The 23,691-nt window shown below is 57.0% G+C and carries 18 protein-coding genes; 12 read left to right on the top strand and 6 right to left on the bottom strand.

The genetic code is table 11. The annotated features are described in order from the left end of the window. The first annotated feature begins 24 nt into the window (after window positions 1-24). On the top strand, window positions 25-369 hold the full coding sequence (locus ACN0XM_RS05315) for a pilin assembly protein (RefSeq protein ID WP_099619282.1): 345 nt from the start codon (window positions 25-27) through the stop codon (window positions 367-369). Window positions 370-401: 32 nt separating this feature from the next. On the opposite strand, the gene ACN0XM_RS05310 is transcribed toward ACN0XM_RS05315, so the two are convergent. Further along, a complete protein-coding gene (locus ACN0XM_RS05310; protein WP_417565880.1) occupies window positions 402-644 on the bottom strand; it encodes a hypothetical protein in 243 nt (80 codons plus the stop codon). 104 nt (window positions 645-748) lie between these two features. Between ACN0XM_RS05310 and ppc the strand changes: the two genes are divergently transcribed. From ppc to ACN0XM_RS05280, 6 genes are all read left to right on the top strand, one after another. After that, complete coding sequence (gene ppc, locus ACN0XM_RS05305; RefSeq protein WP_417565879.1) at window positions 749-3,394, top strand: phosphoenolpyruvate carboxylase; 2,646 nt, start codon at window positions 749-751, stop codon at window positions 3,392-3,394. Between the two features lie 59 nt (window positions 3,395-3,453). Next, window positions 3,454-4,824, top strand: coding sequence for an HDOD domain-containing protein (locus tag ACN0XM_RS05300; RefSeq protein ID WP_417565878.1), 1,371 nt, complete (start codon window positions 3,454-3,456; stop codon window positions 4,822-4,824). 200 nt (window positions 4,825-5,024) lie between these two features. Further along, on the top strand, window positions 5,025-5,678 hold the full coding sequence (gene adk, locus ACN0XM_RS05295; protein ID WP_417565876.1) for an adenylate kinase: 654 nt from the start codon (window positions 5,025-5,027) through the stop codon (window positions 5,676-5,678). Window positions 5,679-5,712: 34 nt separating this feature from the next. Beyond that, window positions 5,713-6,408, top strand: coding sequence for a tRNA (adenosine(37)-N6)-threonylcarbamoyltransferase complex dimerization subunit type 1 TsaB (gene tsaB / locus ACN0XM_RS05290; protein WP_417565875.1), 696 nt, complete (start codon window positions 5,713-5,715; stop codon window positions 6,406-6,408). Between the two features lie 119 nt (window positions 6,409-6,527). Then, entirely contained in the window at window positions 6,528-6,890 is a 363-nt protein-coding gene (locus ACN0XM_RS05285) for a UDP pyrophosphate phosphatase (protein WP_417565874.1), read from the top strand. Beyond that, on the top strand, window positions 6,890-7,723 hold the full coding sequence (locus ACN0XM_RS05280) for a class I SAM-dependent methyltransferase (protein WP_417565873.1): 834 nt from the start codon (window positions 6,890-6,892) through the stop codon (window positions 7,721-7,723). The genes ACN0XM_RS05285 and ACN0XM_RS05280 overlap by 1 nt, the downstream gene beginning before the upstream one ends. Window positions 7,724-7,743: 20 nt before the next feature. Here the strand turns inward: ACN0XM_RS05280 and plsB are convergent, their stop codons facing one another. After that, window positions 7,744-10,212: a glycerol-3-phosphate 1-O-acyltransferase PlsB gene (gene plsB / locus ACN0XM_RS05275; RefSeq protein ID WP_417565872.1), complete on the bottom strand. Its 2,469-nt coding sequence runs from the start codon at window positions 10,210-10,212 to the stop codon at window positions 7,744-7,746. 152 nt (window positions 10,213-10,364) lie between these two features. On the opposite strand from plsB, the gene nudC reads away from it, so the two are divergent. Further along, entirely contained in the window at window positions 10,365-11,180 is an 816-nt protein-coding gene (nudC, locus tag ACN0XM_RS05270) for an NAD(+) diphosphatase (protein WP_417565871.1), read from the top strand. Continuing rightward, window positions 11,177-12,031, top strand: a complete 855-nt coding sequence (murI, locus tag ACN0XM_RS05265; protein WP_417565870.1) for a glutamate racemase — start codon at window positions 11,177-11,179, stop codon at window positions 12,029-12,031. Before nudC ends, murI begins: the two co-directional genes overlap by 4 nt. Here the strand turns inward: murI and ACN0XM_RS05260 are convergent. From ACN0XM_RS05260 to ACN0XM_RS05245, 4 genes are all read right to left on the bottom strand, one after another. Further along, window positions 12,009-13,016 carry a DUF2156 domain-containing protein gene (locus tag ACN0XM_RS05260; RefSeq protein ID WP_417565869.1) on the bottom strand — a complete coding sequence of 336 codons (1,008 nt, stop codon included), beginning with the start codon at window positions 13,014-13,016 and terminating at the stop codon, window positions 12,009-12,011. The two genes, murI and ACN0XM_RS05260, sit on opposite strands and share 23 nt — an antisense overlap. A gap of 49 nt (window positions 13,017-13,065) precedes the next feature. After that, entirely contained in the window at window positions 13,066-13,719 is a 654-nt protein-coding gene (locus ACN0XM_RS05255) for a class I SAM-dependent methyltransferase (protein WP_417565868.1), read from the bottom strand. A 232-nt stretch (window positions 13,720-13,951) separates the two neighbouring features. Next, window positions 13,952-16,129, bottom strand: coding sequence for a putative bifunctional diguanylate cyclase/phosphodiesterase (locus ACN0XM_RS05250; protein WP_417565867.1), 2,178 nt, complete (start codon window positions 16,127-16,129; stop codon window positions 13,952-13,954). Window positions 16,130-16,153: 24 nt separating this feature from the next. Beyond that, a complete protein-coding gene (locus ACN0XM_RS05245; RefSeq protein WP_417565866.1) occupies window positions 16,154-18,139 on the bottom strand; it encodes an HDOD domain-containing protein in 1,986 nt (661 codons plus the stop codon). A 208-nt stretch (window positions 18,140-18,347) separates the two neighbouring features. Between ACN0XM_RS05245 and ACN0XM_RS05240 the strand changes: the two genes are divergently transcribed. From ACN0XM_RS05240 to acs, 3 genes are all read left to right on the top strand, one after another. Further along, window positions 18,348-19,673, top strand: a complete 1,326-nt coding sequence (locus ACN0XM_RS05240) for an AAA family ATPase (RefSeq protein ID WP_417565865.1) — start codon at window positions 18,348-18,350, stop codon at window positions 19,671-19,673. Window positions 19,674-19,896: 223 nt separating this feature from the next. Next, entirely contained in the window at window positions 19,897-21,432 is a 1,536-nt protein-coding gene (locus ACN0XM_RS05235) for a fatty acyl-CoA reductase (RefSeq protein ID WP_417565864.1), read from the top strand. Between the two features lie 309 nt (window positions 21,433-21,741). Next, a complete protein-coding gene (gene acs / locus ACN0XM_RS05230) occupies window positions 21,742-23,691 on the top strand; it encodes an acetate--CoA ligase (RefSeq protein WP_417565863.1) in 1,950 nt (649 codons plus the stop codon).

Genomic DNA, 23,691 nt, shown 5'->3' with positions numbered 1-23,691 from the left:
AAAAGATGCAGGAGTGAAGGCACCATGAAAATCAAAGATCTGGTCAACTACTGGGACAAGCATGCTCGTGGTCGGCTTACCCGAGACGCGTATTTCACAGCGTTGTCTGACCAGCATCACAAGCGCCTCGAAAAGCTCGCAGCGCTCTATCCAATGAAGTCATCCCAGGATCTGATGCGGGATCTGATTTCCGCAGCACTTGATGAGATGGAAACCAGCTTCCCCTATGTTCAGGGCACCAAGGTGGTGGCTTACGATGAGGATGGTTTCGAGATCTACGAAGATCAGGGGCTGACTCCGAGGTTTGTCAGTCTGAGCCAGAAGCACATCCAGCGCCTCAAGGCTCGCCAGCTGGAATCAGTAGCCTGACGGGCGGTTAACGGTTAACCGCCCGCCCTTGCCTACTTGACCGGCTTGTCCTTTCCTTCAAGCCTGTCCTTGAGCGGGCTCTGGCGAACCAGATCGTCCAGGGCCGCTCCAATCATATCGTTCAGAATATCGCTCTCACTGCGGTCCGGGTATAGCTCGGCAAGTGCCGCCACCCGAGCAGCATCCTCCAGTGGAAGGCGCAAATTGTAATCGTGCGTGCGCTCCACCAGCTCTTTTTGCTTTTCCCAGTGTTTGGGCAGATCAGTAACCTTCATGATGGCTCCTTACAGCTAGAGGCTTGAATCGCCAATAGACTTTCTCGACTGTTCCTTAGTATCGTAAGTTTACTTCGCCTCCGTCAATTCAAAAGGACGCCAATGTGACTGAGCTACACCCCGATCTCCGAGAAAACGTGCGAATGTTGGGCGAGCTGCTGGGCCAGAGCATACGACGACACCCCGGGCAGGATTGTTATGAGCTGATCGAGGAAATCCGGGCTGCTGCAAAAGCGGACCGCCTTCAGGAAAGTGGCTCCGGCCAGCGGCTGGTGAGCTTGCTGGGAAAACTGCGCGATGATGAACTCCTGCCGGTTACACGCGCCTTCAACCAGTTTCTGAACCTCGCCAATCTGGCTGAGCAATACCATGGCATACGGCGTAAACGAGGCCATCAGTCTGATCTCATGGTTGAATCTCTTGGTGAGGTTTTTGATCGCCTGAAAACCGGAGGCGTCAGTCCGGAGGAGCTTCACAAGCGGGTTGCCGACCTGCGGATCGAGTTTGTGCTGACTGCTCATCCCACAGAAGTGGCCCGCCGTACACTGATCATGAAATACGATGAAATGTCGGATTGCCTGGCCAGGCTGGACCACGATGACCTGATGCCCGCGGAGAGCGAGGAAATTGCCAACCGCCTGTCCCAGCTGGTGACAGAAGCCTGGCATACCGACGAGATTCGCCATGAGCGGCCAACAGCCGTGGATGAAGCCAAATGGGGTTTTGCCGTAATTGAAAACAGCCTCTGGCAGGCGTTGCCGCAGTTTCTGAGAAGCCTCGACACCTCTTTGGAGGGGGCCACCGGCAAAGGGCTGCCCTTGCAGGCGTCTCCGATCCGGATTGCGTCCTGGATGGGGGGCGACCGCGACGGTAATCCAAACGTGACGCACAAGGTTACCCGCAAGGTTTTCCTGCTGGGCCGCTGGATGGCGGCGGATCTTTACCTGAGGGATATTCAGGCATTGAGAGCCGAACTGTCCATGTGGCAGGCAAGCGGTGAGCTGATGGCTGTTGCCGGTGACTCCCGGGAACCCTATCGCCATGTCCTCGCCGAACTCCGTGACCGGCTGATTAAAACCCGCGACTGGGCCGAAGCGAGCATTAACGGCGAACCGGCAGATGCCACTGGTATTTTGTTTGAAAACGAAGACTTCACCGGCCCCCTGGAACTCTGTCACCGGTCCCTGGTTGAGTGTGACCTGGAATCCATCGCCAATGGTCCGCTGCTGGATACCATTCGCAGGGCTCACACTTTCGGCCTGCCTCTGATCCGGCTGGATATTCGCCAGGAGGCGAGCCGTCACGCCGAAGCGGTTGCCGAGATGGTGGATTATCTTGGTTTGGGGGATTACCTGTCCTGGTCCGAGCAGGAACGTCAGGCATTTCTGGTGCAGGAGCTCCAGGGTCGGCGACCCCTGGTGCCTCGCAACTGGGAGCCCTCGGAGTCGGTTGGCGAGGTGCTTGCCACCTGTGAAGTCGTCGCTCAGCAAACGCCCCAGGCTTTGGGATCCTATGTGATCTCAATGGCCAGCAAGCCTTCCGATGTGCTCAGCGTCATTCTGCTGCTGCGGGAATCGGGTATGAAGTATCCGATGCGTGTGGTGCCCCTGTTTGAAACCCTTGACGACCTGCGTGGTGCCCCTGAGAGCATGGCTGCATTGTACGAGGTGGAGTGGTATCGGGAGTATTGCCAGGGCCTCCAGGAGGTGATGATTGGTTACTCCGACTCCTCCAAGGATGCGGGCCAGCTGATGGCAGCCTGGGCGCAGTACCAGGCCCAGGAAAAGCTCACCCACGTTGCGAACCAGTATGGTGTGCATCTGACCCTGTTTCACGGCCGGGGCGGCACCGTCGGTCGCGGCGGCGGCCCGGCCAACCGGGCCATCCTCTCCCAGCCACCGGGTTCGGTAAACGGCAGTTTCCGGATTACTGAACAGGGCGAAATGATCCGCTTCAAGTTCGGTTTGCCGAGGTTGGCAGTGCAGAGCCTGACGCTCTATACCACGGCGGTTATTGAAGCGACCCTGGCGCCACCACCGAAGCCGGAAGACAGCTGGCGGGAAACCATGGACTGGCTCACGGAGCGGTCCCTGAAGGCCTACCGGGATGTTGTCCGCGAGAACCCGGACTTCGTACCCTATTTTCGCCAGGTAACACCGGAGCAGGCGTTAGGAAAACTGGCACTCGGGAGTCGACCGGCACGAAGAAAAGCGACGGGTGGCGTGGAGAGCCTTCGGGCCATTCCCTGGATTTTCGCCTGGACCCAGATGCGGCTGATGCTGCCGAGCTGGCTCGGCAGCGATGTGGCGTTGGAAGACGCAGCCCGGGATAATCGGCTCCCCGTCCTCAGGGAGATGATGCAGGGCTGGCCTTTCTTCCGCACCTATGTGGATATGCTGGAGATGGTGCTGGCCAAGGCGGATTTGCGCATTGCCAGCTATTATGAGCAGACCTTGCTGGACGATGACAAACTCAAGGCCCTCGGGGAAAGCCTGAGAACACGACTCAAGGGGTGTATTGAGCGGCTCTTGGAGCTCAAGGAGCAGACCGACTTGCTGGAAGCGGAACCGGTATTCGCCCACTCCATGCGGGTCCGCAATCCTTACACAGATCCGCTGCATTACCTGCAGGCGGAGTTGCTCAGACGTGATCGGGAAAGTGAGGGCAAAGGTGAAGTGCCTGAGCTGGTAGAGCGGGCCCTGAAAGTCACCATGGCGGGTATCTCTGCGGGCATGCGTAACACCGGCTAATGGTGCTGGAAAGAGGCCGGATACCCTCGGCCACTGACGTTGGACAACAGGAGTAAGCTGTGGCATTGGCTGCACGATTGGAGCGTTTTCTGGCCCGCAAGGGTGTTGGTTTCCAGGAGTTGCCGATTGACCAGGTAACCAGCATGGATTCAGCGGTTATCGCCTCAGGGCTACCCCAGGCCGATTTTATTCAGGCCACACTGCTGATTGATATTAGCGGTGTGGTGATGGCCGTTCACAAGTTTGACAGCTCCCTTGACCCGGATGCGGTTTACCAGTTGACCGGTCGTCGATTGCAGCCCCTGACCGCCCGCCAGACCATGCGCCTGTTCGGGGACTGCGATCCGGGCTTCACACCACCCATAGGCCAGGCTTATGAGTTGCCAGTGGTAGTGGATGAAGATGTCATCAAGGCCGAGCGGGTGCTTTTCTCCAGCGGTACCGGTCACTCGCTGGTAGAGATGGATGGCCAGTCTCTCAGGTTGGCGCTGGCGGGTGCCAAGGAAGGGCACCTGGTCATCCGTGGGCAGGGCAACGGCAATCGTGAGGCGCTGACCCTGGATGAAGTGGCCGACAAACTTCAGAAACTCTATCGCCTGCCACCGATGCCAGCTCTCGCCCTGCGCATTCTCCGGCTGACCGCAAATACTGAAGCCACCGCGCGTGAGTTGGCCGAGCTCATCGAGTTTGACCCCAGTCTGACGGCCCAGATCATGCGCTATGCCCGATCAGCGCTGTTCAACTATCCCGGCCAGATCAATTCGGTCCAGGAAGCGGTAACCCGGGTGCTCGGATTTGATCGCGTCGCCCATATTGCACTTGGCATCGCGTCTGTCAGGGCATTTGAGGTGCCGCGGCAGGGGATGTTGGGGATGGATAATTTCTGGCGTCACTCGTTGTATTGTGCATTCCTGTGCCAGACCCTTGCACAAAAATGCGGTGCCGAGAAAGGCCTCGGCTATCTGTGCGGGTTGCTTCATAACTTTGGCCTGTTGCTGGTGGGGCACCTGTTCCCCACAGAATTTGACGAGCTTAATCAACTCCGCGAAACCAACCCCGAAGCCAGTATGCATTCCCTTGAACTGCAGGTATTCGGCCACGGGGACGGGCAGGAAATTCTGGCGGTGGGCCATGGTGCCATCGGCGGGATTCTCCATCGCCTGTGGCAACTGCCGGACCCCGTGGTTAAAGCGGCCGGCGTCCATCAGCAGCCCGGCTATCATGGCGAGCATGAAAATTACGTGTTGATGGTGCAGCTCGCAAATGGCCTGCTCAAGGAACGTGGCATCGGTGATGAGTTCAATCCCGATGATGTGCCAGCGCTGGCGGAAGCGCTTGGGTTGCAGCCGGGTGTGCTTGATGAGCTTAATGCAGACATTGACCGGGTGGCTCCAGATCTGGATGCCCTGGCCAGCTCCCTGTCATCCTGACACCCTGGCGTTGTTTGCGGGGAAATGCGCACTTCCGGTGCATGATACGGAGGTCGACTTTCTCTGAGGTGGCTGACTTCGTATAATGCGCCCTCGCCGATTCCGGCGGACACCTGTTCCGGATGGGAGAGGCTGTCGCAAAGACAGGGGTTTTGCCACAGCTTTTCAAACGATAATGACTACAATGGGAGCACAGCGTTATGCGAATCATCATGTTAGGCGCGCCGGGCGCAGGTAAGGGGACTCAGGCCCAGTTCATAACCGAACGGTTTGATATTCCCCAGATCTCCACCGGTGACATGCTGCGGGCGGCGGTCAAGGCCGAGTCCGAGCTGGGTAAGCAGGTGAAGGAGGTCATGGCAACCGGCGGCCTGGTGTCCGACGACATCATCATCGCGCTGATTGAAGAGCGTATCCAGCAGCCGGATTGCAAGAACGGCTTTCTGCTGGACGGTTTCCCCCGCACCATTCCCCAGGCCGAGGCCCTGAAAGATCAGGGGATCGCCATTGATTATGTTGTTGAGATCGCTGTCGACGACGAAGAAATCGTCAGCCGCCTGTCCGGCCGTCGGGTTCACGAAGGCAGTGGCCGTATTTACCACGTCAAATATGATCCGCCCAAGGTGGAAGGCAAGGACAATGAAACCGGTGAGCCACTGGTTCAGCGTGAAGATGACAAGGAAGAAACGGTTCGCAAGCGTCTGAAAATCTACCACGACCAGACTGCACCGCTGATCGGTTATTACCAGGACTGGGCATCAAAGGATTCGGCCGCGGCACCCAGGTACGTGCGGGTAGAAGGTGTTGGCAGCCTGGACAGCATTCGCGACCAGATTCTGTCCGAGCTCAAGTAAATCCACGGCATCCTGACCTGAGGTTTTCACACGCGTGAAACTGTTGGCACTGGATACGTCATCAGAGGGCTGCTCCGCAGCCCTTCTCGTTGATGGCGAGATCACTGAACGTTTTGAACTTGCCCCGCGCGGCCATACCCGGCTGCTGATGCCGATGGTGCGCGAGCTGCTCTTGGCCCAGGGCCTGGTGCCGACAGATCTGGATGCCTTAGCTTTTGCCTGTGGCCCCGGTTCCTTTACCGGCCTGCGAATCGCAACCGGAGTGGTACAGGGGCTGGCCTGGGGGCTGGGTATTCCGGTGGTGCCGGTTTCTTCCCTTGAAGCGGTTGCCCTGGGCGCGATCGAAACACTCGATATCTCCGAGAATAGTGGTATCGCTGTGGCCTTTGATGCCCGCATGGGCGAGGTCTACTGGGGCTGTTTTGAATGTCGTGCCGGTCTTCCGGTTCTGCTGGGTGAGGAGCGGGTATATCCTCCTGCAAACGTTATTCTCCCGTCGGGGCCCGGTTTCTGGTTTGGCGTTGGGCAAGGCTGGCAATATCGCTCCGCAATGCCCTCCGCAATAACCGGACAGGTAGAAATCCTCGATGAGGGGCTGGTGCTTCGTGCTTCCTGGGTGGCACGGTTGGCGGCTATCGGATTTCAGCAAGGCAAGGCGGTTCCTGCGGAACAGGCTCAACCGGTGTATATCCGGGACGAAGTGGCCTGGAAAAAGCTGCCGGGTCGGTAGGTAAGCACTCCGATCACTTTGGCCTGAGTGAAGGCTGAACTGCTGTCTTTTCTTCCGGGTAATAATCTTCCATACTTCCAGTTCACGTTTTCCTGTCAACGGGCCATCGGTATCTGAACATGATTGGCGGAATTAATCCGGGCAACAATTTCGCGTCGCAGACCGGCAACAACAGCCAGGTCCGCGAACGCAGTGATGTAGCACGTGCTCCCGCTTCAAACCCCGAGAAAACGGGTGAAGCAATTCGCCGGGATCTTGCCGATGGCAGCCAGGGTCTGGTCAGTGACCGAACCTCCTCCGAAAGTCTCGAACGCAGGGTCGAAGCCAGACGTGCTTCGGAAGATGTCCGTCTCGAACGATTCCGGGCTGATCAAGTCTCCTTGCCCGCCGCCCGGGCCCTTTCTACGTTTGCTTCCGTTGCGGCTGCCGGTCAGAACGCTGGCGGCGACGGCAGCCTGGCCGGGATCGATATTCTGGTCTGATGTCTGATTCCTCTGCTTCTTCTGTAGTGCCCGCCGACTGGCAACAAACCATTGCCATTGCCCGAAGTCCCCTGGGAGACAGGTTTCAGGCTGAATCTCTGGCCGAGTCTCTGTTCCTGGAGGATCTGGGGGTGGTGCGGCCCAGGGAAGTTCGCGACTTCCCGGTTCTGTTGTTCCTTGATGAGCAGGGCCTGGGCCTGCAAGTTACCGGTAAGGGAGCGCCCGGGCCGGTGCGGGCTGAATTCGTCACCGGCAAGATGGGCTACCGGCGTGAACATGGCGGTGGGGCTGGTCAGCTGGTTGCCAAGGCTGTCGGCCTGCAGAAAACCCGCGCCAATCTGCATGTTGTTGATGCCACCGCCGGGCTTGGCCAGGATGCGTTTATCCTCGCGAGCCTTGGGTGCCGGGTAACGTTGTTTGAGCGCAATCCGGTGATCCATGCCCTGCTGGCGGATGGCCTGGCCCGTGCCTCTCTGAATGTGGATTGTGCGGTGATCATTGAACACATGCACTTGATGGAAGGCAGCAGTATTGATTGGCTCGAACAGGCTGGCGGTGAGGCTGCCGATGTAATCTATCTGGACCCGATGTTTCCGCACCGGGATAAATCGGCCCTGGTCAAAAAGGAAATGCAGGTATTCCGGACGGTTGTCGGCGACGATGATGATTCTCAACGCCTGCTCGCAGGTGCCCTGGAATGCGCCCGTTACCGGGTGGTCGTCAAGCGGCCGCGGAAGGCGCCAGCGATTACGGGGCCGGATCCAACCACACGGATAGAGGGAAAAAGCAGCCGTTACGATGTCTATTCCATCAAGGCCCTGCCTGCGCAGTAAGCCTGTACCCGCTTGAAGCCTCAGGCTCCCATCATGGTGACCTGCTGAATCGCCTGTCGCTTCTCGACGCTCAATACCAGTCGTGCGTCTTCTGCCACTTCATCCAGCCCCTCGCCATAACACAGCAAGCCGTTGTCATCGGTGGTGATCACGCCGTTCTTCTGCATGTTGGCTATGAAGTTCCGGAACAGGCTCTTGTCAAAGAATTCCGGCGCATTCAGGCCAAACAGGATCGACATGCGTTCGGCCAGCAGCGCGCTCTGCTCTTCCAGTTCTGCCGCACTGATCTTGCCCGAGCCGTATTTCCGGAGGATGCCGAGCGCGATGTGGTAGCGCTCTACGGTCTGAATGATAAAGCGTGACAGCACCCGCAATCTCAGCATGGCCTCGGTGCCTTCGTCCGGCCGACCGATCCGGTCGTCGTCCAGAGGCTTCAGCAAGCCCTGGGCGATCAGCACATCGATCCATTGATTGATGACGGTTTCGGTCTCGTCCGCCGGGTATTTCAGGAACAGCTCGGATTGCAGATAGGGATAGGCCACACTGGCCAGGAACACGATCTTCTCCCGTCTCAGGGAATCCTTGTTCTCAAAGAGGCTGGCAATCAATGATGGCAGTGCGAACAGGTGCTGGATATTGTTGCGGTAATAGGTCATCAGGATGGCATTGCTGCCTTCGAGGGCGATGATGTCCCCCAGCTTCTGGGGTTGTCGGGTGATCAGGCCCATACCCTCACAGTAGGCTACCCAGTCTTTACCGCTGCCCTCAGGCAGGGTGACTGTCTCGGCATAGGGGAAGGCTTTCAGCAGGGCGGCGTACTGATCCATCAGCCGGATCAATTGGCCTTCGTCCATGGCCAGGCGCTCAGTCCCGAGCAGAACCGTCGCGGCCATGCCAATCGGATTAACCGCGACAGAGGCATTGATGTTGGAGGCTACCCGGAAGGCCAGTTCGGACACGGCCGTATTGAGCCAGGCCGGTCGGTACTCTGCGTCGTAGGCTTCCTCCCGCCAGCTGTCATGGACATCGTCCAGAACTTCGGAAAGGTGAATGGCCTCCCCGAAATTGACTGCCACGCGACCGAAGGAATTGCTGAGTTTGCGCGCGGTTTTGGCCAACCCCAAGACACTTTCTTTTTCCTTTTTCTTGCCGCGAAGCTCGCCCAGATAAGAACGTCCTTCCATCACCTTTTCGTAGCCAATGTAAACCGGTACAAAAACAATGGGCTTGCGGTGGTCCCGGAGGAAGCTGCGCACGGTCATCGCCAGCATTCCAGGGCGGGGTTGCAGCATTCGGCCTGTGCGACTTCGGCCGCCCTCGACAAAGTATTCAACTGAGTAGCCCCGGGAAAACATCACATGCATGTATTCGTTGAAAACGGTGGCGTACAGCGGGTTGTCCTTGAAGCTGCGGCGCATGAAAAAGGCGCCACCCCGACGCAGGATAGGACCTACGATGGGCATGTTGAGGTTTATCCCTGCAGCAATGTGGGGCGGCATCAGGCCGTTCTTGTAGAGCACGTAGGACAAAAGGAGATAGTCGATATGGGACCTATGGCAGGGTACGTAAACGACAGCATTGTCCTGGGCGACGTCTTTCACCACCCTGATGTTGTTGATGGCGATGCCTTTGTAGATCCGGTTCCACAGCCGGGACAACACCACCTCAAGAATGCGGATGGTGACGACGGACATGCTGGCAGCAATTTCGTCGGCATACTTGTAGGCTTTGGCGCGAACCTTTTCCGGCGGAATGTCATCTTTGGCGGCCGTTTCCCGAATCGCCTCTTTTACTGCCTGGGTCCGCACCAGACCTGCGACGAGGGTCCGACGGTGGGAGAGGTCCGGTCCCAGCACAGCCTGGCGTACCCGACGGAAGTGGGTTCTGAGTATCCGGGCCAGTTTTCGGTTGGCGCGCTCTTCATTATGCCGATATTCATCAATCACCTGCTTGAGTGAGAGAGGCTGATTGAACTGGACGTAGGTGTTGCGGCCATGGACCATAATGATCAGGAGCTTCTGCAGCCTGCCGGCAATGGACCAGGTATCGGACAGCAACAGTTTTACCAGGGATTTCTCCTTGTCCGGGGAGCGACCCCAGAACAGGGAAACCGGAACGATCTGGACATCCTGATCCGGGTGCTCGAGGCCGTAGTGAACCAGCGCCTGAAACTCGCTGGTGGGTGCCGGTGCCTGGCGGCCCCGGAAAAAGCCGCCAATACGGCGGTACAGAAAAAAGAAAGAATGTGACGGTCCGTTTTTAACCGGTAGTGCTTCTGACGCTCCGGGCAATCCGGCCCGGATAACTTCCTGTTCCAGAACCAGCCGGCCGGAGAGGGAGCTGTACTGCAGCACGTAACAGACCGGCTTGTCCGGATCCAGGGCAAGGGCATCAACGCTGTTGCCGCTGACATCTGTCCGGACCCAGATAAACAGTATCTTACGAAAAAGGGTCAGGATCAGGCTGCGAATGCCCTGGTAAAGACGCATAAAGTGCAACTCCGTTGAAAAGACAGGTGCCAAGTTTACTTGGTTGAGTACAGAGCGGAAAGGCGAGGTTGCATTCTTGGCCAGTGAGGCAATGTGGTACATTTCAGATTGGTCTTATAATTATTCAGGTAGCACATAAAATGGTGGTCTCGATGACTCAGTGGAAACCCGGCTGGACAAACAGACCGCCGGAGCAGGGTGACCTGATTCTGGCGCTTGTGGGCTCGGGAGTGGTGAAGCACGATAACGGCTGGTTGCACCCGCGGGGCAGCGCGCTGTTCGGGGATAGCTTGTCTGGCGCCGTCTCTTTGGGATCCTTCGGCGATCGCGATGTATTTGTGACTGAATTGCCGGAAAGCCAGGTTGAAGAACAGGAGATCATTCCACTGAGGGATGCTCTGCTGATGATAGGCGATGCCCCCGCGGATATGCTGAGTACCGGCTTCCAGGTCTGGCAGTGGTGGAGGGACCACCGTTACTGCGGGCGCTGTGGTGAGGAAACTGACTTTCATCTCCGCGAGCGTGCCAAATGGTGTGAACCCTGCGGGATTCCCTGGTACCCGAGGCTCGCCCCCTGCGTTATTGTCGTTATCCGTCGGGATGACCGTTTATTGCTGGCGAAATCGTCACGGGGCCAACGCAACTTCTACAGTCTGATTGCCGGGTTCGTTGAGCCGGGCGAGAGCCTGGAAGGGGCTGTTTATCGGGAGGTGAAGGAAGAGACCGGGTTGGATGTGACCAATATCCGATACCACGCGTCCCAGCCCTGGCCCTTTCCGCATCAACTGATGGTTGGGTTTTTCGCTGACTACCTCGGAGGGGACCTGGTGTTGCAGGAAGATGAGCTCGCGGATGCCGACTGGTTTTTGCCCGGTGACACACCACCGGTTCCCCCGGAAACCACGATTGCAGGCCGCCTGATCCGGGCGATGGAAAAGGAAATTTCCCGGGGAGGTATTCCAGTTTGAGCGATCAGGCGCCACCAAGGGTTCTGGTGTTCGATTCCGGTATCGGTGGTTTGAGCGTTGCCGCCTGCATTCACCAGCTTCTGCCGTCGGTAGACCTGGTTTACCTGGCAGATAACGCCGGATTTCCCTACGGTGACAAGCCTGAAACGGTGGTCGTTGATCGCTGCTGCACCCTGATTGCCCATGCCCTTGAGCAGTACCCCTCCGACGTTATTGTGGTGGCCTGCAACACCGCCAGCACCGTGGTCTTGCCCCACCTGCGGGCGATGACGTCAGTGCCGGTGGTGGGCGTGGTGCCCGCGATCAAGCCCGCGGCGGCGAAAACCCGAAACCGGCGTATCGGCCTCCTGGCAACGCCTGCCACGATCCGGAGACCTTATCTGGACAGGTTGATCAAGGAATTTGCTGGCGATTGCAGGGTCGAGCGAATAGGGCATCCCGGCCTGGTGCGCTGGGCGGAAGATCTGGTTTCCGGTGGCGTTGTACCGGTCGATGAGCTCGAGGAAGCCATGAAGGCATTCCGTGAGGCCGGGGTGGATACGGTGGTATTGGGTTGTACCCATTATCCTCTGTTGCTGGATGGCCTGAAAACGAGTTTGCCTTCCGTCCGGTTCTGGATGGATTCCGGAGACGCGATCGCTCGCCGTGTAGCGTGGCTATTGGAGCAGACCGATCAGGTTGCTGATGCCTGGGAGGACATCACTGAGCCCGCCCGTTCGCCGGTCAGTGCCGCGCTTTTCTCGGATTCAGCCCCCGACGGTATCGCCCGGTTCATGTCCGAACTGGGCTTGTCGGTGCAGCTGGTGAGAGGAACCTGGCCCGCCAAGCCTACAGAAGCCGGGTCAGCTTGAACATCGCGAGAAACTCCAGCGCCGGAATCGAACGTTTGTGGCAGCAGTAGGTCTTGAAGTTGTCTCCCCGAAAGCGTGACTTGGTGAACTCCAGCCCTTTGAAGTTGTACAGGAAGTTGCCTTTCTCATAGAGCCCGTGCAGCAGGCGTTTGAGCAGGCGGCTCTCTTGATGCTCTGTCGCCTGATCGAGAGACAGGGGAATAAGTCCCAGGTCCAGGTAGGGCACGCCTTCGGCCTTGAAAACGTCCAGGGCGTGGGCCATCAGGGTGTAGAAAATGCCCTGGCGAAAATCGGCATTGGCCCGGGAAATGTTGGGCACGTAGCTGATGATCTCGTTGTTGCGGTAAATTGGATCAAAGTAGATAAAGCCGACTGCCTTGCCATCCTGATAGGCATAGAAATGCCGTTCATTCTCCCGGTATTCCATTTCCATGGGCCGGATCAGAAAGCGGATCTCGTTGCTTTTACACTTTCGGGTGCGTATCCAGGCCTCGGAGATCTCCCGGGTATGATCGTCGCTGAAGCGTTCCATGACGGTAATGCCGTTCTTTTCCGCCTGGTTCAGCGCGGTTCTGAGGATCTGTTTCTTTTTCCCGCTGAGAGACCATTTGGCAAGATCGATTCGCGATTCGCTGCCGAACTGGGTGCCGTAGAGGCCAAAGCGCAGATGCAGAAACTCCACCACCGGCTTTGATACCTGAATGTAACTGGCATTCGGGAAGCGTTGATGAAAGCTCTCCAGTAGCCTGCCGAAATCGCCCGGTGCACAAACCGGGTCCGAGAGCACAAATGTCCCGCCCCATTTCCGCATGTAGGCGATGTAGCCCATGCCAGGCAGATCAAAATACTGCATGCCCGGCTGGAGCGTTGAAAACGATTGGGAGTGGGTTCCGAACTTCTTCAGATAACCAACTCGCTCGCTGAAGGTGAACGAACCGCTATCCAGCGTGCCGATTCTGTCCAGTGCGAGTATCTGATCCGACATGCTGCTGCTCCCCGATTGTTTTTGTTGGGTGACCCCTGGGCGATGCTGTTCAGGCCTGCTTGCGTCCCAGAATGGACCAATAGCAGTTCATGTTCAGAAGCTTGAAATGCTTCTTCTCGGTGACCTGGAGGCCCAGGCGCTGCATGTGCTCGGGGTAGTTATAGATCTTGTGGAAGGCGTTGTTGGCAAATAGCCAGAAGATGAAGACGGCCGTGTACCAGTAAAGCTTCTTGAACATCCGGGAGAGGATGTTGCCAGTGGGGTAGCAAAAGTCGCCGACAACCACTCTGGCATCTGGCTTGCCCAGGCGAATCAGGTGCTCAAGGACCCGAACCATCATGTCTTCATCAAATACGTTGAGGAAGAAGTTGGCCACCACCATGTCGTACTGTTCGAACTCATCCACGTTCATGATGTCGCTGTGGATACGGCGGATGGTCAGGTGAGGGGCCTCTTTCTCCTGGGCTTCGCCAAACTTTCGCAACATGGTTTCTGACAGATCAACCACGGTAACCTCCGCGCCGAGTTCAGCGGCTCGAATGGCATCCCGGCCATGACCTACGCCAGCAAACAGAATCCGGTCTCCGGGTTGGACGGTTTCAATGTCCAGCATGGCGGTTTTGCAGCGGTGGATATTTTTGCCACTGTAGAGATCGCTCAGGAAATCGTAGACGGGGCCAATGTACTTGTACTTGTCGCGCATGATGACTGCTGCCTGTTCTTGTTCCTTGGATGCCGCCACCATTTTTGTCGTTTTGGTCCAACAGACTGTCGGACATACCGGTGGTCAACGCCTGATGGAATTGAGCTTAGAGAACAGGGTGGGAGAAATATGTGCAGTAATGCGCATTTCCGGATACACAATGTAACGTGCTGCAATACTTTGCAAACCAGATCGCGCTTTCATATAGGAGTGTCGGACAATAAATAATCGTCTATCCGAAAGAGGTAGCCCGAACTTTCGTGATATCCAGAGTTTTTGCAATTTCGGCGGCAGGCCTTGCCGGCCCATAGAAGAAGCCCTGAACCTGATGGCACCCGAGGCCTCTCAGGTACTCAAGCTGCTCGTCGGTTTCCACGCCTTCCGCAACGATCTCGAGTTTGAGACCGTGAGCCATGGCGACAATGGCATTCACGATGCAGGCGCCGTCTTCTCCGCTGCGTATGGCCTTTACGAAGGACTGGTCCACCTTCAGGGTGTGTATAGGAAGGCGGTGCAGGTAGTTCAGGGAGGAGTAGCCGGTGCCGAAGTCATCAATTGCAATTCGTACTCCGAAGGAGGCGAGTTCGCGTAGCTTCTGGCTGATCTGCTCCAGATCATTCATGATCACATTTTCGGTGATTTCAATCTCCAGGTTGCCGGCCGGGAATTTGTGAGCCTCGACCTGTTGCATCAGGGTCTCCACAAACCGGGGGTGCTCCACCTGGATGGGGGACAGGTTGACCGCCAGGCGGAGATCCGAATGGCCTGAACGAATCCAGCGCCCGACATCCTGGCAGGCCTGGTCGAGAACCCGCTCACTGAGTTGGCCAATAAGCTTGGTTTCCTCTGCCAGTGGCAGGAAATCCCGGGGATAGAGCAGGCCTCTTTCCGGGTGCTGCCAGCGTACCAGTGCCTCCAGCCCAACCACTCGGTTGGTTTTGGAGCACACCTGAGGTTGATAGAAAACCCGCAGCTCATCACGCTCCAGCGCCTGGCGCAGATCCCGTTCCAGATTCAGCCGGTTGGCAGTATCGATGCTCATGCTTTCGGAATAGAAACGATAGCTGTCCTTGCCCTTGGCCTTCACATGGTACATGGCAATATCGGCGTTCTGGATCAGATGATCCATGGTCTCGCCAGCCTCCGGGAAGATGGAGATACCGATGCTTACGCCGACAAACACTTCATGGTCGCCCAGTTGGAAAGGCGCTCGAAGTGCATCGATCAGCTTTTTTGCAATTTGCCTCGCATCCTCATGGTTGTGGATGGATGGCAGCAACAGGGTGAATTCATCACCGCCGAACCGGGATAGGGTGTCGCCCTTGCGAAGGCATTTCTCGAGCCTGTGTGTCACCGCCTGAAGCAAGCGATCCCCCATGGCATGCCCCAGGGTATCGTTGATGACCTTGAAACGATCCAGATCAAGGAACATCACCGCCAGTTTCTGGCCACCGCGCTTGGCGTGTGTGATCGCCAGTTCGAGGCGGTCCTTGAACAGAGCCCGGTTGGGCAAGCGGGTGAGAAGGTCGTGGTAGGCCTGAAAGTTGATAAACGCCTCGGCTTCCTTCCGTTCGGTCACATCCCGGGCGGTTCCATAATACTGGGCGCCGTTGCCGTTGCCATTGCCCTGGGTCGTGCCGGAATGGGGCCAGGTCTGGGGGTCTATGGGAAATGCGGTTATCTCAAAATGTCGGGTGGCCCGGCGGCTGCCTCGGGTTTTCAGGCGGACTTCCAGGGTTCTCGGGTTGTCGGCGGTGATATTGGGGCCCTTAAGGGCCATGGTTCCACGGGTAACATCCCGGTCGTCAAGGATGTTCCGGAAATGCTGGCCGCAGAGCTCTGCTGGTCGGTATCCGAGCAGGCTTTCCACCTTGCTGTTTATGAAGCAAAAATGGCCCTCCTGATCCAGCATGAAGACGATATCGGGGGAGCTGTTGACGATGTACCGGTGCAGGGCTTCGGATTTTTCCAGTCGGAACTGGATGTGCTCGTGGGCTTTGAGGAGGGACTTTTTGCCGATTACGTTTTCGACAGTTGCCAGTAATTCCTCTGGGTCAAAGGGCTTGCGGATATAATCCAGGGCGCCTCGCCGGAGTGCCCGGCTGACGGAACTGAAAGAGCTTTCGCCGCTGACAACGATTACGCCGCAATCGGACTGTACGTCGGCAAGGTGGGCCATGACATCAAAACCGTTTACCTCCGGCATCCGAAGATCCAGAAGTGCCAGGTCGAACCTCTGCTGGTCGATCAATTCGCAGGCTTTCCTGCCACCGTGGGCTTCTGATACGTCATAACCACGACTACGCAGCAGCGAAGCCAGTGTGTCCAGCAAGCGGGGTTCGTCATCCGCCACCAGAATCCGTGCTGTAAACCCGTGACTGAAAGGCTGATCAGTGAGTTCAGGTGCCATCGGTCTGCGTCCGTTGTTTCTGCGTCAGTCGGTCTCGTTATTTTTATGGCTGGCCGCCGGAAACAGAATCCTGAAGGTCGTGCCTTCCTGTCCCGTGCGACAAGCTATGATGCCCTCCATGTCATCAACAAGCTGTTTCACAATACTCAGGCCCAAGCCGCTGTGGCCCTCTCCTTTTGTGGTCCTGACCGGTGAGAACAGGGCATCCCTGATTTCACCGGGTATTCCGGTGCCGGTATCCGTAATCTCCAGCTCCACCCAGGTGCGTTGATTCTGCCAAACCGGGGAAGACGTGCGGATCTCTACCGTACCACCTTCATCCGGAAGACTCTCGGCTGCATTCCGGGCCAGATTTATTACAACCTGGCGAATCCGGGTGTTGCCGGCGGCAACCAGTGTTGGCTGGCTGCAGAGTGTTAACTTCAGGTCGCGATTTTCGGAGCTGAACAGACTATCTTCCAGAATCCGGGCCAGGCTTTCCAGCTCCGGGTTCAGCTCAACGCTATCGGAATCATGGTCCGGGGCGTCAGTATGACTCATCTGCAGTAAAAGGTTACCAGCCCGGTCAAGCTCATCCCGGATCACGTCCAGTTCCTGCTTAACGTCGGCATCCTCCAGCCGACCTCTGAGCTGATAGATGTACTGCCGGATTATAGTCAGGGGATTGCTGACCTCATGGACCTGTTTGCGCAGCTGGTCACGGGCTATTTCCTGATCCAGTTGTTTGCCGTCAGTGACGACCTCTTTGTCCGGGAATGGCCGGTTCGCGAGTACAGAGGACAGCTGGCGGGTGAAAATGTTTGCCAGTTCCAGAGTCGTCGGTAGCTGGGCGTTGTCGGTGCCAAGGGCAAAGACGCCCGGACGGTCGTTGCCATTGGTAACCGGAACCGCCAAAAGTGACGGTGTGTGCAGCAAGGATAGCAGTTGCCTGTCGAGTACGGTTGGTGAGCGTTCCCCGAGGCTGACGGGCAGTCCGGAAATAAAAGCCTCGGTCAGTACGCTGCCGCCCGGTTTGGCGGTCACGGCCAGTTCCGGGATGTCGCCGATGGTCCCGGACAGAAGCACCAGATTGTCACCTGAATGCCCAAAGCAAAGTGCCGGCAGGCCAGTGATCAGGGTCAGGCTGTTGACCGTTTCCGCCAGGATGCCCTCGGTTTCGTCAGTTACACTGGCAAGATTGATTGCCTGGCTGGCCATGGCCTGGCGCAGAATGGTCTGCTTCAGTTGCCTGGACGCACTTTCGCCGTCGTAGTTCTCATCCAGAGGAATGCCAAGAGACGCAGCCATACCTGACACCTCATGCCCGATCCTGCGATTGATCTCACGGGTGAGCTCCTCGTTCAGCCCGAATACCGTTCCTGCAGCCGCAATGCCCGCCGCATCGGAAAGCGCCAACCGGGTAGCCAGGCTGATCAGCTTCACCAGGTGGCCGGCGTCCCGCAGCTCCGAAGGGAGGGCTTGCTGGTATCGCATGGCATCGGCAGCCATGGGGCCCAGGCCCCAGGACGTGACAAGCTCTGCAGCAATATCGGACTGATGATCAAGATAGTGTTGCTTGATTTCAGTTGCTGGCGTTTTAATAGCGATCAGTTCACCGATGTTGTGAAGCATGCCCAGCATGAATGCTTCATCCGGCTCCGGGTACCGAGTGAGGGTGGCAAGCGCCCGCGCGGTCAACGCAGTCGTCAGTGAGTGCCGCCAGAAATCCCGGAGTTGCTGCCACTCATCTCCACCGAGCTCGAACAGCAGCTGGCGAAGGGCGGCGGTAAGTACGAGCGTATGGAATCGCCGGGTACCTAGCCGTAACAGAGCCTGGTCCACTGATCGGATCGGCGTTGAGGGGCCGTAAAGTGCAGAGTTGGCGAGGGCAAGTATGCGGGCTACCAGGGCTGTGTCGGCTGAGACGATCTCGCTGATCTTCCGGTAGTTTTCGTCCTGATGACAAGCATCGAGCGCCCGCAAGGTCACCTCCGGGAGGCTCGGTAACTGAAGATCAGGCGCAATGTGCATAGGCTTACCTGCCGTGCGAAGTAATAAAGTCAGTATCTGACGGATCACTCAATCTTGTTGTCCGGAAAGAGCTTAGACAATAATACGTCGTTATTAAATACTTATTGCTGTTTTTTTAAGCAATATATTATCTGATTCGTGATATGTGTAGAATTTTGACAGGTTAAAAAGCCTGCAACCGTAAAATCAGGGACCTAGATTACCGGTGATGACTGCCAGAGAACCTGTAAAGCACAATCCGAACCAACCCCGAACCATCGCCATTACCGGTGGTAAGGGTGGGGTGGGCAAAACCTCGGTCGCCCTGAATTTGGCGCTCACCCTGGCAAGACAGGATAAACGTGTTTTACTTTTGGACGGCGACACCGATCTGGCCAATGTCAGCATCATGGTGGGTCTGTACCCCCGGAAAACCCTCGCCAACGTAATGGCCGGGGAATGTCGGCTTGAGGACATCATTCTCGAGACCGACTACGGTCTCCATATTGTTCCCGGTGCCTCCGGCGTCCAGGAGTGCATGGACATGGGGCAGGCCGAGAGCCTGCGCATTCTGCGGGCGCTCTATAACCTCGAGACCCGTTATGACTATGTTATTACCGATACCGCGGCTGGCTTGCAGGCCACCGGGCTGCATATGATTGCAGCCACGGAGCTGGCCTGCATGGTGGTAACCCCGGATCCGGCCTCCCTGACAGACGCCTTCTCCCTGATCAAGGTCCTTCGGCGCAGAGGTTATACCCGGATTCCCAGTATTCTTGTCAATATGGCTCAGGGGGCCAGTCAGGCCCGCTCCGTGTTCCAGCGCCTGGACGCTGCCGCTCAGCGGCATCTGGAGATCTCGTTGCATTACATGGGTGGAATATGGCGGGACGAAACTCTCCGCCAATCTGTTCTGAACCAGAAGCCCGTTGCACTGTTACCGGTGTCAGACCCATCCTGCCGGCAATTTCATACCCTCGCGGATATGCTGAATGTACGCCTGTCCCAGCTTCCCAGGCGCAAGGCCGGTATCGCAGCATACTGGCACAAGGTGTCTCGCAAGAACCCGGAAGTAACACCTGCGCCAGCCTCTACGCCCGGGGCAACGGCACAAGAAAAAGCTCCAGATGTTAAAGCTCAGTGCGAGACTGCGGTGAACCAGTTGGAGGCGGTTTTCACCCAGGCGCCGGTCGACCCGATGCTGCGTTATGAAGCATTTATGCGGCTTTTTGCACTCCTGGGGCGCACGCTGGACAGCGACGTCATCGAAATCGTCCAGACCGGACTGGGGGCTTTTCAGTGGGAAAACCTCAGTCCGGAGCGAAAAAGCCACCTGGCGACTCACCTGCGGGTGCTTGCGGACCAGATTTCGCCCCCTCTACAAGAAGCAACCAAACCAGAGCCTGCTTTTTCGGTTCTGCGCGAGCCCTTTTATGACCGCATCAGCTTTGGCGAGCAGGATCGTTTGGTGCGCGTGCTGAAGGAGCAGCCCGCAGATATTTCCCTGGATCAGCTTCTGCGTTCACTCTCGGGCAATGATCAGGGGCGATCGTGATAGGCAGTAAAACCTACCTCCTTTTTTGTCATTTTTTTAGCCCTTTTTGTAGCGTAACTTTGCAGTGTGTCACCGCTCTGTCACCAAAGTTGTGCAAGTATTGAGCATATGTCTGGATCGTGGCCCGCAATATGCAGTGGCTTTTGATGTATCTGATTCGTAAATTTTCCTCGGCCGGCAGGTGTGCGCCGGCGACGCATTCAAATTGAGAAGGAGTTCTCCCATGGCAACACAGCAGCTGAACCCTGGAGCATCATCGAAAGTACTCGAACAGCTCCGCGGAAAGCACGTACTGATTACCGGTACCACCGGTTTTCTTGGCAAGGTGGTATTGGAAAAGCTTATTCGCGCCGTTCCCGATATCGGCGGCATTCACCTGCTGATTCGTGGTAACAAGCGACACCCGGATGCCCGGGGGCGCTTTCTCGATGAGATTGCTACATCTTCGGTATTTGATCGCCTTCGGCAGGAGGATAACGAGGTTTTTGAGTCATTCATTGAGGAACGGGTGTATTGCGTTACCGGTGAAGTCACCGAACCGTTGTTCGGGTTGTCGGGAGATCGCTTTCGCAAGCTGGCGAGCGGCATTGATGCGGTAATTAACTCGGCCGCCAGCGTCAACTTCCGGGAAGAGCTGGATAAAGCCCTGGCGATCAACACCCGGTGTCTGGAAAACGTTGCCGAGCTGGCGCGTCAGAACAAGTCTCTGGCGGTGCTTCAGGTTTCCACCTGCTACGTGAACGGAATGAACTCCGGCCAGATTACCGAAACGGTGATCAAGCCTGCGGGCGAGACCATTCCCCGCAGCACCGAGGGCTATTACGAGATTGAAGAGCTGGTCCGGTTGCTGGACGACAAGATTGCCGACGTCCGGTCCCGCTACTCCGGAAAGGTTCTGGAAAAGAAATTGGTCGACCTGGGCATTCGTGAAGCCAATCACTACGGCTGGAGCGACACCTACACCTTTACCAAGTGGCTGGGAGAGCAGCTTTTGATGAAGGCCCTGTCGGGTAGGGCGTTGACCATTGTGCGACCCTCGATTATTGAAAGTGCACTCGAGGAGCCGGCACCCGGCTGGATTGAAGGTGTAAAGGTAGCAGACGCAATTATTCTTGCCTATGCCCGTGAGAAGGTCACCCTGTTCCCGGGCAGGCGTTCCGGAGTCATTGATGTCATTCCCGTGGACCTGGTGGCCAACGCCATCATCCTGGCCGCCGCTGAGGCGATGGGGGACTCTCCCCGTCACCGTATTTACCAGTGCTGCAGTGGCAATTCCAACCCGGTTTCCCTGGGCGAATTCATTGATCACCTGATGGCGGAATCCAGGGCCAATTACGCGGAGTATGACCAGCTGTTCTATCGACAGCCGACCAAGCCGTTCATTGCCGTGAATCGCAGGCTTTTTGATGCTGTGGTCGGTGGGGTGCGTATTCCCCTGAGCATTACCGGGAAGGTTTTAAAAATGCTGGGCCAGAACCGGGAGTTGAAAGTGCTCCGGAACCTGGATACCACCCGTTCCCTGGCAACCATTTTCGGCTTCTACACGGCGCCGGATTATATCTTCCGCAACGATGACCTGCTGGCGCTGGCCGCGCGCATGGGTGAGCTGGACAAAGTGCTATTCCCTGTTGATGCCCGTCAGATCGACTGGTCCGTTTATCTGCGCAAGATTCACCTTGCCGGACTTAACCGGTATGCCCTGAAGGAGCGTAAGGTCTACAGCCTTCGTTCGGCCAAGGCCCGCAAGAAAGCGGCGTAAAAAACTGAGCCCGGTCGCCATGGCCGGGCCGTTTTCCAGTAAGGCCTGTTTCCCTTGCCAGTTTGCGATTGGCCCCGATAGAACTATCCTTGAAGTAGCTTCTCGTTCGCCACAAATAACCCTTGTTTTCTTGTGGGTTAGCGGCCAGTTTTGGCCAAAAGTTCAGGCGCATTAGGACGTTAGTCTAATTCATTGTGTAGTGGCACACATGTTGAACTACGGCTATCCGTCTAGAGGACCGGAGAGGTCCCAGCGCTCAGAATTCCAAAAACCGACAATGACAACAGACTCTGACAAAGGGGGAGCACAATGACTGGTAAACAGGTATATCCGGTGAGCCCGGAGGTGGCCAAGCGGGCCCTTCTGAACCGGGAACAGTATGAAAAAATGTATCGTCAGTCAGTTGAAGACCCGGACACTTTCTGGGGTGAGCACGGCAAACGCCTGGAGTGGATCAAGCCTTTCACCAAGGTTAAGAACACAAGTTACGATTACAATAATTTGTCCATCAAGTGGTTTGAAGATGGTCAGCTGAACGCATCTGCCAACTGCCTGGACCGTCATCTGGAAAAGCGTGGCGACCAGACAGCCATCATCTTTGAAGGCGATGATCCCGCCGACTCCCGCAATGTCACCTACCGCGAACTGCACGAAGAAACCAGCAAGTTTGCCAACGTGCTGAAAGGTCTTGGCGTGAAGAAGGGTGACGTTGTGACCATTTACATGCCGATGATCGTGGAAACGGCTGTTGCCATGCTGGCCTGCGCGCGCATAGGGGCGATCCACTCCGTTGTATTCGGCGGTTTCTCTCCGGAAGCGTTGGGTGCCCGGATTGTTAACGGTAAATCCCGCTTCGTGATCACTTCCGATGAAGGTGTTCGCGGCGGGCGCAAGATTCCGCTGAAGAAGAACGTGGATGCGGCCCTGAAGAACGAAGACGCCGCCAGCGTTGAGAAAGTGGTGGTTGTGACTCGCACCGGTAACTCCGAAGTGCCCTGGAACGACGGTCGCGACGAGCGTTATGAAGACCTGATGAAGTCTGCTTCCGCAGACTGCCCGCCGGAGCCCATGAATGCCGAGGATCCGCTGTTCATGCTTTACACTTCCGGCTCCACCGGTGCGCCAAAGGGCGTTCTGCACACCACTGGCGGTTACATGGTCTACACGTCCATGACCCACGAGTACGTGTTCGATTACCACGATGGCGACGTGTACTGGTGTACCGCTGACTTTGGCTGGGTTACCGGCCACAGCTACATCCTGTACGGCCCGCTGGCCAATGGTGCAGTTACCGTTCTGTTTGAGGGTGTGCCGAACTACCCGGACAGTTCCCGCATGGGCCAGGTAGTCGACAAGCATAAGGTGAACATTCTTTACACCGCGCCGACCGCGATCCGTGCCCTGATGGCGGAAGGTGAGTCCTGCATGGACGGCACCAAACGCGATAGCCTGAAACTGCTGGGTTCCGTGGGCGAGCCTATCAACCCTGAGGCCTGGGAGTGGTACCACCGGGTCATCGGTAATAGCAAGTGCCCGATTGTGGACACCTGGTGGCAGACCGAGACCGGCGGAATCCTGATTTCCCCGCTGCCCGGCGCCATTGATCTGAAGCCGGGTTCCGCGACGGTACCCTTCTTCGGTGTCCAGCCGGCCCTGGTGGATAACGATGGCAATATCCTGGAAGGCAAAACCGAAGGTAACCTGGTTATCCTGGACAGCTGGCCTGGCCAGATGCGCACCATCTATGGTGATCATGAGCGTTTTGTCCAGACCTACTTCAGCACCTACAAAGGCATGTACTTCACCGGTGACGGCGCCCGTCGCGATGAAGATGGCTACTACTGGATTACTGGTCGGGTCGATGACGTTCTGAACGTTTCCGGTCACCGTCTGGGTACCGCGGAAGTTGAAAGCGCACTGGTCTCCCACGAGAAAGTTGCCGAAGCAGCTGTTGTTGGTTATCCGCACGAGATCAAGGGGCAGGGCATCTATGTCTACGTCACCCTGGTTCACGGTGAAGAGCCATCCGATGAATTGAAGAAAGAACTGGTCCAGTGGGTGCGTAAGGAAATAGGCCCCATTGCCTCTCCGGATGTGATTCAGTGGGCACCCGGATTGCCGAAAACTCGATCCGGCAAGATAATGCGCAGGATTTTGCGTAAGATTGCGTCAAACGAGCACGATCAGCTCGGCGACACCTCTACTCTGGCGGATCCAGGCGTGGTGGATGACCTGATAAGCGGTCGTGCAAACAAGTAG

It is taken from the genome of Marinobacter sp. (assembly GCF_048269445.1).
In the GTDB taxonomy this organism is placed as follows: domain Bacteria; phylum Pseudomonadota; class Gammaproteobacteria; order Pseudomonadales; family Oleiphilaceae; genus Marinobacter.
Note: the sequence above shows the minus strand (reverse complement) of the source record. Positions and strands in the feature narration are given on the sequence as shown.

Coding starts and splice junctions, on each gene's coding strand:
- ACN0XM_RS05315 (WP_099619282.1), top strand. CDS start 25: ATGAAAATCAAAGATCTGGTCAACTACTGGGACAAGCATGCTCGTGGT.
- ACN0XM_RS05310 (WP_417565880.1), bottom strand. CDS start 644: ATGAAGGTTACTGATCTGCCCAAACACTGGGAAAAGCAAAAAGAGCTG.
- adk (WP_417565876.1), top strand. CDS start 5,025: ATGCGAATCATCATGTTAGGCGCGCCGGGCGCAGGTAAGGGGACTCAG.
- ACN0XM_RS05285 (WP_417565874.1), top strand. CDS start 6,528: ATGATTGGCGGAATTAATCCGGGCAACAATTTCGCGTCGCAGACCGGC.
- ACN0XM_RS05280 (WP_417565873.1), top strand. CDS start 6,890: ATGTCTGATTCCTCTGCTTCTTCTGTAGTGCCCGCCGACTGGCAACAA.
- plsB (WP_417565872.1), bottom strand. CDS start 10,212: ATGCGTCTTTACCAGGGCATTCGCAGCCTGATCCTGACCCTTTTTCGT.
- nudC (WP_417565871.1), top strand. CDS start 10,365: ATGACTCAGTGGAAACCCGGCTGGACAAACAGACCGCCGGAGCAGGGT.
- ACN0XM_RS05260 (WP_417565869.1), bottom strand. CDS start 13,016: ATGTCGGATCAGATACTCGCACTGGACAGAATCGGCACGCTGGATAGC.
- ACN0XM_RS05255 (WP_417565868.1), bottom strand. CDS start 13,719: ATGCGCGACAAGTACAAGTACATTGGCCCCGTCTACGATTTCCTGAGC.
- ACN0XM_RS05250 (WP_417565867.1), bottom strand. CDS start 16,129: ATGGCACCTGAACTCACTGATCAGCCTTTCAGTCACGGGTTTACAGCA.
- ACN0XM_RS05245 (WP_417565866.1), bottom strand. CDS start 18,139: ATGCACATTGCGCCTGATCTTCAGTTACCGAGCCTCCCGGAGGTGACC.
- ACN0XM_RS05240 (WP_417565865.1), top strand. CDS start 18,348: ATGACTGCCAGAGAACCTGTAAAGCACAATCCGAACCAACCCCGAACC.
- ACN0XM_RS05235 (WP_417565864.1), top strand. CDS start 19,897: ATGGCAACACAGCAGCTGAACCCTGGAGCATCATCGAAAGTACTCGAA.
- acs (WP_417565863.1), top strand. CDS start 21,742: ATGACTGGTAAACAGGTATATCCGGTGAGCCCGGAGGTGGCCAAGCGG.